This window comes from Ktedonobacter sp. SOSP1-52, assembly GCF_016587395.1.
The window spans coordinates 224,799-236,362 of sequence record NZ_BNJH01000006.1 but is presented as its reverse complement, the minus strand read 5'-3'; the positions used below and the strand labels follow the sequence as shown (position 1 = coordinate 236,362).

Sequence of the window (11,564 nt, the reverse complement as noted above, 5' to 3'; positions counted from 1 at the left end):
CCCGCCTCACCACGGTTCTTTCGACCGTGGTGAGGCGTGTTATTAGGCTTTAGCCTTGTGCAATAGAATACTATATAGAACGTATGTTTGACAATTTTACATCAGTCTGGTATTCTCGAAGAGAGATACCCATGTGTTTTTGCGAGAGGAGGTACCACATGGCAAAAGCCACGAAAACCATCAGGCAGGCGTTACACTATCCACCGCAGTATGCTGCCTACTTCGCGGCAAACCAGGGCCTCTTCAATCGCGTCGTGGCCTTTTATTTTGAAGTCATCCAGGCACACGAAGGTCTTCTTGCCCTCAATAATAAGGAGGCCCTCACGGCCCTGGAGAAACTCACGCATACAACGGAGTCCAACCCCCATCCGATCATGCCACTCACCGATCTCGCGCCAGATATCCCTGCTATGTTCCGACGCGCTGCTATCAATGCCGCGCTCGGCTCGGCTCGCTCCTTCTTCTCCTCTCTCAAAACATGGCGATCACATAAGGAGAAACACGAAGCCAAACAAACGAAGAAGGGCAAGAGGAGGCCGTTCAGGGTGCGGCCACCAGTCCCGCCCCGATCATGGAATAAGTCAGCTCCCTTCTACGCAAGCCTTTGGCGCGAGCGTTGTACCCGTTCTATCATGCTCAAAGTCTGGACCGGCTCATGCTGGTCCTGGCTCAAAATACACACGCTCGGTCGCGATCTCCCTGATGGTGATCTGATGGGCAGTCCGCAACTCGTCCGCAAGGGAGATCGCTGGTGGTTGCATACCCCTATCGAAAAGACATTCGAGGCGCCCGCAAAAGTCAGAGAGCAACTCACCGCCGCCGATACACGTCTCTGCGCGGTGGATCTCAATCTTGATTATCACGTAGCCGTGTGCAGCGTCCAGACCGTTGACGGCACCATCCTGGCTACTTCCTTCATTGGGAATGGCACAGCGGTATCGGGCTGTAGGAAGAAACTACTTGGACGTATTGCGCGCAACCGATCTCAGACTGGCATCATTGCCGAGAACGAACAGGACAATGCCGACCTCTGGGCCAAAATCAGGCACGTGGACGAACAGATCGCGCATCTGGTGAGCAGCCGCATTGTCCAGTTCGCCACCAAGCACGAGGCGAGTATTCTCGTCTTCGAGCATCTAGGCAACCTGCGACCAGAGCAGGGCAAGTATTCGCGTCTGGGCAATACGAAACGGGCCTACTGGATGAAGGGCCGCATTTTCCGCTACGCAAAGTACAAGGCGTGGAATGGAGACGGTATCATCACGGCCCGTGTGAATCCGCGCAATACAAGCCGGGAATGCCATCGCTGTCATGGCCTGGTCGTGCGCTACAACCAGGGACAACCCCAGGAGGGCTATACTCCCGGCGCCGCCCTCTGCTTCTGCCCACAGTGCCAGATGCGCGATCATGCCGACAGAAATGCCAGCCTGAGAGTCGGACAGCGCTTGATCGAGCGTACGCAAGCACCTTTGAAGGAAAAGCCTCATGCTCTGACGCGACGTGCGAAGAGGGAGCCGAAAGGCTCAGGTGTTGGGATCTCCCAGGATGCCAAACGCCAGTTGGGACCATCTCTCCCTGCGGCAAGGCGTGGAGATCATGCCAACGGGCATGGCACCGCCCAGAGAGGAAGGCGCCGGATGGGCGCGCCTCTCCCAGATATTGCGTCCCAACTACGGATTCACTTTGAGTAGTGGCTACGCCACATATCTCACGAATCCGACTACGGCACAGTGTCAGAAGCTGCTCGGCTTTAGCCGACGCGGAGTGTCACAAGCAGGATTTAGTACATTCCTGTCACGAATGCCCCTGGTTGTTTGTTCCATCTCTTAGTCCTGTTTACATTTTCATCACAGTTTTCTGAAACTTCTATCATAGTCTCTTCACAAAGAGGCGGTATAGTATTTATTATCCAGGGGCAAGGACATTTCGGCGAGAATGTTTATCCAGACCTAGCCACTCGCCTTGATACATACAATCCAATCCACCGGCAAAGGAGGATACGGCAATGTAGCAAAAGAAACTGCTCCGCGGCATCGATGAGCGAAGAGGCTCTGGTCCCTTCTTTCATCCATGCTGCGGAGCAGTTAATTTATAGAGAGAATAACAGAGTAAGCAGAGAGACCAGGTTGAGTGCTGTACAGCACTCAACCTGGTCTCTCTGCTTACTCTGTTATTTGGTGTTCTCTTCGTGGCGTTTGAGCATGGTCTGGAGCATTTTTACGGCACCTTCGATGGTGAGTTCGAGGTGGCTCTGCGTTTCGGTATTGTAGATCTCAACTATGCCGCGTTCGGGGTGAAACTGGATCTCAAATTCTTCGGTGCTACTGCTATACATTGTCTTGCTTGATCCTCTCTGTGTCTGGTTTGCCTCCATCTACTACTCGTAATCCGCCAGCACTCTGCTTTACTGAAGGCTAGCAGGACCTTCTTCTTAGCCGTGGAGGCACGACGCGTGCTTTAGCAGCATCGATCAGCTTCCATAAGCTCCTCAGGACTGCGGTACCGCCTGGCTATCCTTCTTTATCCCAGGGCCGATATGAGTAAGTGCGCGCAATTCCCCAGGTCGATATGAGTAAGTGTATGCATTACACCTTAGGGTGTTTCGGTCATGAATCTGATGTCGGGATAACGTGTATAGCCAGAGTCCCAGTATATTCAAGCTTACTTAAACGTGGGTGTGTAGGATTCCACCCTACCTCCTGCTCCTTTTGCGGTTTTCACTAAGGTTACACCTGATCCAGACAGGAGAAAGAACCTGGTCTATCAGGGAAAAACTGGATACAGAAATACGGTATTTGAAGCGGCTAATATCCTGCGTTCACACGAGGTTCTTCCCCCTGCACCAATGCTATTCTTTAATTGCGATAAAGTGTAAGGAGCAAAAAAAATAATGGATGCGCTACTTCTAGCAAGGCTACAATTTGCTAGTACAATCATTTATCACTTCCTCTTCGTCCCACTGACGTTGGGACTCTCGATTCTACTCGTGATCATGGAAACCCTCTATGTCCGTACGGGCAAAGAAGTCTACCGGAACATGACGAAGTTCTGGGGTAAGATGTTCCTGATCAACTTCGCTATGGGCGTTGTGACTGGCCTGGTGCAGGAGTTCCAGTTTGGTATGAACTGGTCTGAATACTCACGCTTCGTAGGTGATGTCTTTGGCGCGCCCCTGGCGGTTGAGGCCTTGCTGGCCTTCTTTATGGAGTCAACCTTCCTGGGCATCTGGGTCTTTGGCTGGGATCGCCTGCCGAAGAAGATACACCTGGCCGCCATCTACCTGGTCGCCCTGGCATCTCACCTCTCGGCCTTCTGGATTCTCTCAGCGAATGCCTTTATGCAGCAGCCTACTGGTTTCGTCATTCGTAATGGCCGGGCTGAGATGACGAACTTCTTCGCACTGATCACTAATGGCCGCCTCTGGGTACAGTTCCCACACGTGGTCGCGGGTGGCCTGGTCACTGGCGCCTTCTTCGTCGCTGGTATCAGTGCCTACCGTTTGCTGAAGAAGCGTGATGAGCACGACACCGAGTTCTTTACCCGTTCAGCGCGTATCGGCCTGACGATGGCCTTGATCGGTGGTATCGCGGTCTCCCTCTTTGGTCACATCCAGGGTCAGTACAGCACGGTGCATACTCCTATGAAGATGGCCGCCGCTGAGGCCCTGTGGAATACCGAAAATCCCGCTCCACTCTCGCTCTTTAAGGTTGCGAATACACAGGAGCACAAGGATCTCTTCTCGATCGATATCCCTGCTGGGCTCAGCTTTATGAGCTACAACTCATTTGATGGCAAGGTCCAGGGCCTCAACCAGCTCCAGGCCGAATACGTGAAGCAGTATGGTCCCGGCAACTATATCCCGCCTGTCTTCATCACCTACTGGAGCTTCCGCGTGATGGTTGGTGCTGGTATGGCCATGGTCGCCATCGCGGGCCTGGGACTGTTCCTGCTGAACAAGCGGCGCTTCACCCAATATCCCAAGCTGATGATGCTGATGGTCGCCGCGATTGCAGTCCCTTTTGTTGCCAATACAATGGGCTGGATTTTGACAGAGATCGGCCGTCAACCCTGGCTAGTCTTCGGCGTCCTCAAGACAGATGCGGGCGTCTCGCCTAATGTGAGCGCCGGGATGATCCTCTTCTCGCTAAGCGCGTTTATCGCGGTCTACGCGGCCCTGGCCGTGGTCGATGGCTGGCTGCTCGTACGCACAGCGAAGCAGGATGTGCCTACGCTTGAGGCAGAGAAGGCGGCTTCCGAAGAAGAGAACGTGCTCCAGGGCGCGTACTAAGGGGAACTGTTATGAGCTTACAAATTACCTGGTTTGTGCTGATTATGGTGCTCTTCGCAGGATTCTTCCTGCTTGAGGGCTTTGACTTCGGTGTCGGCATGCTCCTGCCCTTCCTGGGCAGGAACAATGTCGAGCGGAGCACGATTCTTAGTTCGGTTGGTCCCTTCTGGGACGCGAATGAGGTCTGGCTGATTACCGCGGGTGGCGCGATGCTGGCGGCCTTCCCCAACTGGTACGCGACGCTCTTCAGCGGCTTCTACCTGGTCTTTATCCTGCTGCTGCTGTCCCTGATCGTACGTGGCGCAGCCTTTGAATTCCGGGGCAAGCACAACTCGCCACGCTGGCGGCGGACTTGGGACTGGCTGGCCTTCGTGGGCAGCGCGCTTCCCGGCTTCCTATGGGGCATCATAGTCGCCAACATGCTGCTGGGTACGCCTATCGACGCACACATGCACTATGTGGGTACGCCATGGCAGCTCTTCAATCCCAAAGCCATCATCGCGGGCCTGGCCTTTACGCTGATGTTCGCCCTGCATGGAGCGGTCTTCCTGAGCCTGAAGACTGAGCACAAGCTGATGGAGCGCTCCTTCAAGGCGGCTCTCCTACTCTGGCTCCCCACGGTGATCCTGGCCGCGATCTTTATTGGTGGTCTGTACATGGCCTCGCCTGTGATTCATAGCTTCGGCAGCGATCTGCGTGTGCTCACGCCTATCGTAGGTGCCCTGGCTCTCTTGTTGATCCCAGTCATGGTCCTGCTGCGCCGTAGTGGAATGGCCTTTATTCTGACCTCGGTCACAGTCCTGTTGACCACGCTGACAGTCGCGATGGCCATCTTCCCAAATGTACTAATCTCCAGCCTGAACCCGGCCTGGAACCTGACCATCACCAATGCGTCGTCGAGTCCCTATACGCTCACGGTGATGAGCTGGATCGCGCTTACCTGTGTGCCTTTCGTTCTGGCCTACCAGGCCTGGAACTACTGGGTCTTCCGCAAACGCGTCAGCGTTCATACTCTGAGCCATCACTAATCAATCACGTTTGAGCATCTATAAGGATCGCATGCAATGTCGCATGCCTCACACTGAAGCGCATTTCTTCCTTACACACTGCTGTGACATGGGAAGGGACCGGCGAGTCCCTTCCCTTATTTTTTCCTGTTGCTGTAACCCATTCGCCCCTTTGCTGTATATCATAATATAAGTAGGCCTTTTTTCAGATTTGATACTACAAACCCGGGGTAGGGATTATGAAAATATATAGACGCCTCTTTCGCTATACACCGCAGGTACAGCTCTATCTGGCCTGTACGATTGGTATCGCCCTCCTGACGGGGCTGCTCATCGTGGCGCAATCCTATGGCATTACGCAGGTCATTCAACATATCTTTCTCGATAAGCAGACCCTCGCGCAGGTAACCAGCCTCCTACTCATCCTGGCCGCAGTGATGCTTGGGCGCGCGCTTCTGCCCTGGTTCGGCGAATTCATCGCAGGATATACAGCCAGCAAGGCTAAGACTTCTATCCGCGAGCGAGTGATGAAGCGCCTCTTCGCGCTTGGGCCCGCCTACACCTCGGGCGAGCGCAGCGGCGAGATGGCCAATACACTGACTGAGGGCATCGAGGCCCTGGACGCCTTCTTTAGCCAGCTACTGCCCCAGATGATCATTACCATGCTGGTGCCAGTCATCATTCTGATCACGGTCTTTGCCTGCGACTTTCTTTCGGGCATTGTTCTCCTGGTCACGCTCCCCGTCCTACCCATCTTTATGATTTTGATTGGCAAGGCCGCAGACGCCATGACGAAGAAGCAGTGGCGCCTCATGAACCAGATGAGCGCGCATTTCCTGGATGTCTTGCAGGGCCTGACTACGCTAAAACTTTTTGATCGCAGTCGCGCCCAGAGCGAGATCGTCGAGCGTATCAGCGAGCGCTACCGCGTGATGACAATGAAGGTATTGCGTATCGCCTTCCTCTCGGCCTTTGTGATGGAGCTGGGCGCGACGATTAGCGTAGCCCTGGTGGCGGTCGAGATCGGTCTGCGCCTCCTGTACGGTCTGATGCCCTTTGATAAGGCCTTCCTGGTCCTGTTGCTGGCCCCCGAATACTTCCAGCCCTTGCGCACGATTGGCACACGCTTCCACGCCAGCATGAATAGCACGGCGGCGGCTGAGCGCATCTTCGATATCCTTGATACTCCTCTGCCAGAACAGAAGCCAGCCACGAAAGAGCCACTACCCACACCCGAAACCCTGCGCTTCGAGGGCGTCAGCTTCTCCTATCGCCAGGAGGGCGAGGAGCCACGGCGCGCGCTCGCTGACGTCTCCTTCACAGCCAGGCGCGGCCAGAAGATCGCCATCGTGGGACCCAGCGGCGCTGGTAAGAGCACCCTGGCCTCGCTCTTCTTGCGCTTTATGGAGCCAGAGAGTGGTCAGATTCTTGTCAACGAGACACCGCTGGAGCGCTTCTCAGTTCAGCAATGGCGACAGCAGGTGGCCTGGATTCCCCAGCGCCCCTACCTCTTCGACGCCAGCATCGCCGAGAACATCCGCTTTGGGCGTCAGAATGCCAGCATGGAAGAGGGGGTCCAGGCAGCTCAGCAGGCCGGAATCCATGACTTTATTCAGGGTCTGCCCCAGGGCTATGAGACGCCCATTGGTGAGCGCGGCGCGCGCCTGAGCGGAGGCCAGATACAGCGCCTGAGCCTGGCACGCGCCTTCCTCAAGCAGGCACCTATTCTGCTGCTCGACGAGGCCACCGCTAACCTGGATAGCCAGCATGAGGAGCGCATCCTCGATGAACTAAGCACGCTAACTCAGGATCACATCCTCTTTATCATCGCGCACCGCCTGAATACCGTGCGCCAGGCAGACCGCATTCTCGTCCTGAATGAAGGTCGCCTCGTGGAAGAGGGCACGCATCATGAGCTTGTAGAGCAGAATGGCCTCTACAGAGAGTTACTGGCCGCCTACAGGCGCGATGAGAAGGAGGTAAAGGCATGAACGAGAGCACGACGACAACCTTCCTGCGCCTGCTCAAACTGGCGAAACCCCTCAGAGGCTTGATGGCCCTGGCGGTCCTGCTAGGCTTTCTGACTATCGGTTGTGGTGTCGCATTACTGGCGACCTCGGCCTATCTAATCTCCGCAGCGGCACAGCATCCCGCCGTTTCAGCCCTAAGTATCGCCATTGTGGGCGTGCGCGCCTTTGGCATTGGGCGCGGCGTATTCCGCTATCTCGATCGCCTGGTCTCGCACGAAGTGGTCTTCCGCCTGCTCTCACGGATTCGCGTCTGGCTCTATAACGCCATCGAACCCCTGGCACCGGCACGCCTGCTCAGCTTCGCACGCGCAGATGGCACGGGCTTGAGCAGCGGCGACTTGCTGAGCCGCATTATCTCTGACGTAGACGCCCTTCAGAATGTCTACATTCGCGTGATCTCGCCTCCTATGGTGGCCCTGGTAGTTGCTATAAGTGTCTGGCTCTTCCTGGGCGCCTTTGATCTCCTGATCGGACTCGTCTTTATCGTCACCTTCCTGCTAGCAACGGTCGGCGTCCCCCTGCTTACGCACGTCCTGAGCCGCACGATTGGCGAGCGCCTGGTCACACTCAACGCACAACTTAAAACCGAGGTGGTCAATAATATCCAGGGCATGCCCGATATCGTCGCCTTTGGTCAAGAGGAACACCAGGCCAACCGTCTGAGCGCTTTGAGCACAACCCTGCAAGGCCTGCAACGCCAGATGGCCAATATTACGGGCATCCAGAGCGCTCTGACTAACCTCTTTACTAATCTCGCGACCTGGCTGACGCTCCTCCTGGCGATTCCGCTGGTGACCTCGGGTCGCCTCCCTGGCGTCCTACTCGCGATGCTGGTCCTGACGGTCCTCTCCAGCTTTGAGGCCGCGCAGCCTCTTCCTGCCGCCTTCCAGCAACTGGGCAGCACTACGCAGGCCGCGCGCCGTCTCTTTGAGATCGTCGACGCCCGTAGCGAGGTGGAGGACCCCAAAGAGGCCACACCCCTGCCCCAGCGCTATGACATCGAGTTTCGCGATCTGACCTTCCGCTATACACCTGAGCAGCCACCCGTCTTGCGGGACCTCAGCTTCCGCGTACCCAAGAACTCTTGTGTGGCTATCGTGGGCGCCAGCGGCGCGGGCAAGTCGACCATCGCGCGTCTGCTCCTGCGCTTCTGGGAGCATCGCCAGGGCCAGATTCTATTGGGCGGACAAGAACTACAAGGGTATCGCCAGGAGGACATCCATCGCCTGATGAGTGTCGTGGCCCAGGATACCCACCTCTTCAATACCAGCATCTACGAAAACCTGCGCATCGCCAATCACGATGCCGAGCGCGAGACCATCATCACGGCGGCCAAACAGGCCCAGATTCACGACTTTATCGAGTCTCTACCCCAGGGCTACGATACCCAGGTCGGGGAACAGGGCCTGTTCCTGAGCGGAGGCGAGCGCCAGCGCATCGCCATCGCCCGCGCCCTGCTCAAGGACGCGCCCATCCTCATTCTCGATGAGCCAACCGCCAACCTGGATAGCCTGACCGAGCGCGAGATCCTGCGCACCCTGCGCACCCTTATCCAGGGACGCACCACCATTCTTATCACCCACCGCCTCGTTGACCTCGACATGGCCAATGAGATCCTGGTTCTGCGCGATGGCGAGATCGCCGAACGCGGCAGCGAGCGCCAACTCATGCAGAACGAAGGCCTCTACTGGCAAATGTGGAACCTGCAACACAAAGTGCTTGTATAAAAATAAAAAGGGAAAGCGACGCTATGCGCATACGCGTATGCGCATAGCGTCGCTTTCCCTTTTTATGAGCGCAACAGATACGAAGGGCGCACCCTACACAATGATAGACATTGACAATCTTCGATATACTTGAGTATACTTCTTATACTTGCTCCTTTGCTACAGATGTGCCAATGTCAGGAAAGGAGGTGCCAACTTTTCGCTAGCTAGCCATTCCCCGTGCTTTCTCTCTAGCCATGTGCCCCTCATACTGCTATGAATGTCGTCTCATCGCCTGTGCTGCACACAAGGAGGTAGTAATGCACAAGAGACGCCTGCTTAGAGGCCTGGTCTGCTCCCTCATTCTCTCAGCCACCTTTTTACTGCTCCCCATGTTTTCTCATCCCGCTCATGCTCTTAACAATGGTGTCGCTCTGACCCCACCTATGGGCTGGAATAGCTGGAACAAGTTTGGCTGCAATATCAGCGAATCCCTGATCAAACAACAGGCCGATGCTATGGTAAGCAGCGGCTTGAAGGCTGCGGGCTATCAGTATATCAATATTGATGATTGCTGGCAGACGAGCCGCGATAGCAATGGCAACATTGTTGCCGATGCCACAAAATTTCCCAGCGGCATCAAGGCTCTGGCTGATTATGTGCATAACGATGGTTTAAAGCTTGGAATCTACACCGATGCTGGCACCGCGACCTGCCAGGGAAGGCCAGGAAGCTATAACCATGAACAACAGGATGCTAACACTTATGCCTCCTGGGGTATTGACTATGTGAAAGAAGATTGGTGCAATACTTCGGGTCTCGATCCACAAACCCAGTACGTCAAGATGCGCGACGCACTCGCCAACACGGGCCGTGCCATCGTCTTCAGCATCTGTGACTGGGGTACCAACTCACCCTGGAGCTGGGGACCAGCCACTGGTAATCTCTGGCGTACCACAGGCGACATCAGCGACAGTTGGAGTAGCATGCTCAGTAACCTCGACTCCTCTTCGCAACATGCATCCTCGGCGTCTCCTGGCGCCTGGAATGACCCCGACATGCTCGAAGTTGGCAATGGAGGCATGACAACGACCGAGGATACCTCACACTTTAGTATGTGGGCCATCCAGGCCGCTCCCCTCATTGCTGGCAACGACCTTTCGAGTATGTCAACAAGTACAAAGAACATCCTGACGAACAGCGAAGTGGTTGCTGTAGACCAGGACCCGGCTGGCAACCAGGGTACCAAGGTCAGCGACAATGGTTCGGGACTGCAAGTCTGGTCGAAGACTCTCCAGGCCAACGGTGCCCGTGCCGTGGCCCTCTTCAATCGTAGCGGGTCCGCCACCAACATTACCGTCAACTGGAGCGATATCGGCCTCTCCAACGCCAGCGCCACGGTGCGCGATCTCTGGTCGCACATAGATAAAGGCTCATTCAGCGGCAGCTATACCGCGAATGTCCCCTCGCATGGTGTGATCATGCTCAAGATTGTGGGAAGCCCCGTCAGCAGTACCTCATATGAGGCCGAGTCCTCGGCCAACAGCCTCACCGGGCAGGCTGCCGCTTCCAGTTGCAGCAGTTGCTCCGGTGGTCAGAAGGTTGGCTATGTTGGCAATAACAGCGGCACTCTCCAATTCAACAACGTCAACGTTGGTAGCACAGGCAGCTACAAACTGACCATCTATTACACCAATGGTGATGCCTCACGAGGCGCCTCGCTAAGCGTCAATGGCGGGGCTGCCGATGCCCTGAGCTTCACTGGCACAGGAAGTTTCAACACTGTTGGCACCTACACCCTTGCTGTGAGCTTAAATGCAGGCAACAACACCATCAAGTTCTCCAACTCCTCCGCCTGGGCGCCCGACTTCGACCGGATCGTCGTTGGACCCGGTCCGGCCAGCTCCTTTGAGGCTGAGGCATCAGGCAATACCCTCACTGGACAGGCCGCCGCCTCCAGTTGCGCCAACTGCTCTGGCGGGCAGAAGGTTGGTTACGTCGGCAATAACAGTGGCACCCTGCAATTCAACAATATTAACGTTGGCAGCTCGGGCAGCTACAAACTGACCATCTATTATACTGATGGCGATTCGGGGCGTAGCGCTACTATAAGTATCAACGGCGGCTCAGGCACCACCCTGAACTTCTCAGGCACCGGCGATTGGGGGAACGTCGGTACCTATACCGTCACCATCAACCTGAACGCAGGCAATAACACCATCAAGTTCTCCAACTCCTCCACCTGGGCGCCCGACTTCGACCGAGTTACCATCTAGATACAATACCGACGCTACTCAAGCACGCATTTACATATCATGGGCGATCTTCCCCGTCTCATGATATGTAAACGCATCCTTGAACAGCGCAACCTTCCCCCGTATCATTATATGTAGACGTATGCTTGAGCAGCATCGTGCCATTCTATATAAAATCTATCGCTCCCTATATCTCCGCTTGACAGCTTCTCCACTTCATGAGATACTGCCACCAGATTGGTATAGATGACTTAATCTATCAACTATCTAAAAATAGA

The 11,564-nt window shown here is 55.5% G+C and carries 7 protein-coding genes; 6 read left to right on the top strand and 1 reads right to left on the bottom strand.

The annotated features are described in order from the left end of the window. The first annotated feature begins 158 nt into the window (after nt 1-158). Entirely contained in the window at nt 159-1,691 is a 1,533-nt protein-coding gene (locus tag JMJ16_RS46175) for a zinc ribbon domain-containing protein (RefSeq protein ID WP_201392617.1), read from the top strand. 479 nt (nt 1,692-2,170) lie between these two features. Here JMJ16_RS46175 and JMJ16_RS46170 read toward each other — a convergent pair whose 3' ends face one another. After that, nucleotides 2,171-2,335, bottom strand: coding sequence for a hypothetical protein (locus JMJ16_RS46170; protein ID WP_201375275.1), 165 nt, complete (start codon nt 2,333-2,335; stop codon nt 2,171-2,173). Nucleotides 2,336-2,890: 555 nt separating this feature from the next. On the opposite strand from JMJ16_RS46170, the gene JMJ16_RS46165 reads away from it, so the two are divergent. From JMJ16_RS46165 to JMJ16_RS46145, 5 genes are all read left to right on the top strand, one after another. Next, nucleotides 2,891-4,288, top strand: coding sequence for a cytochrome ubiquinol oxidase subunit I (locus JMJ16_RS46165; RefSeq protein ID WP_201392615.1), 1,398 nt, complete (start codon nt 2,891-2,893; stop codon nt 4,286-4,288). Nucleotides 4,289-4,299: 11 nt separating this feature from the next. Further along, on the top strand, nt 4,300-5,316 hold the full coding sequence (cydB, locus tag JMJ16_RS46160) for a cytochrome d ubiquinol oxidase subunit II (protein ID WP_201392614.1): 1,017 nt from the start codon (nt 4,300-4,302) through the stop codon (nt 5,314-5,316). Nucleotides 5,317-5,534: 218 nt separating this feature from the next. Beyond that, nucleotides 5,535-7,286, top strand: a complete 1,752-nt coding sequence (gene cydD, locus JMJ16_RS46155) for a thiol reductant ABC exporter subunit CydD (RefSeq protein ID WP_201392613.1) — start codon at nt 5,535-5,537, stop codon at nt 7,284-7,286. Beyond that, complete coding sequence (gene cydC, locus JMJ16_RS46150) at nt 7,283-9,052, top strand: thiol reductant ABC exporter subunit CydC (protein WP_201392612.1); 1,770 nt, start codon at nt 7,283-7,285, stop codon at nt 9,050-9,052. Before cydD ends, cydC begins: the two co-directional genes overlap by 4 nt. Nucleotides 9,053-9,351: 299 nt before the next feature. Next, nucleotides 9,352-11,307, top strand: coding sequence for a CBM35 domain-containing protein (locus JMJ16_RS46145; RefSeq protein ID WP_201392611.1), 1,956 nt, complete (start codon nt 9,352-9,354; stop codon nt 11,305-11,307). Nucleotides 11,308-11,564 lie beyond the last annotated feature (257 nt).

Coding starts and splice junctions, on each gene's coding strand:
- cydB (WP_201392614.1), top strand. CDS start 4,300: ATGAGCTTACAAATTACCTGGTTTGTGCTGATTATGGTGCTCTTCGCA.
- JMJ16_RS46165 (WP_201392615.1), top strand. CDS start 2,891: ATGGATGCGCTACTTCTAGCAAGGCTACAATTTGCTAGTACAATCATT.
- cydD (WP_201392613.1), top strand. CDS start 5,535: ATGAAAATATATAGACGCCTCTTTCGCTATACACCGCAGGTACAGCTC.
- JMJ16_RS46145 (WP_201392611.1), top strand. CDS start 9,352: ATGCACAAGAGACGCCTGCTTAGAGGCCTGGTCTGCTCCCTCATTCTC.
- cydC (WP_201392612.1), top strand. CDS start 7,283: ATGAACGAGAGCACGACGACAACCTTCCTGCGCCTGCTCAAACTGGCG.
- JMJ16_RS46170 (WP_201375275.1), bottom strand. CDS start 2,335: ATGTATAGCAGTAGCACCGAAGAATTTGAGATCCAGTTTCACCCCGAA.
- JMJ16_RS46175 (WP_201392617.1), top strand. CDS start 159: ATGGCAAAAGCCACGAAAACCATCAGGCAGGCGTTACACTATCCACCG.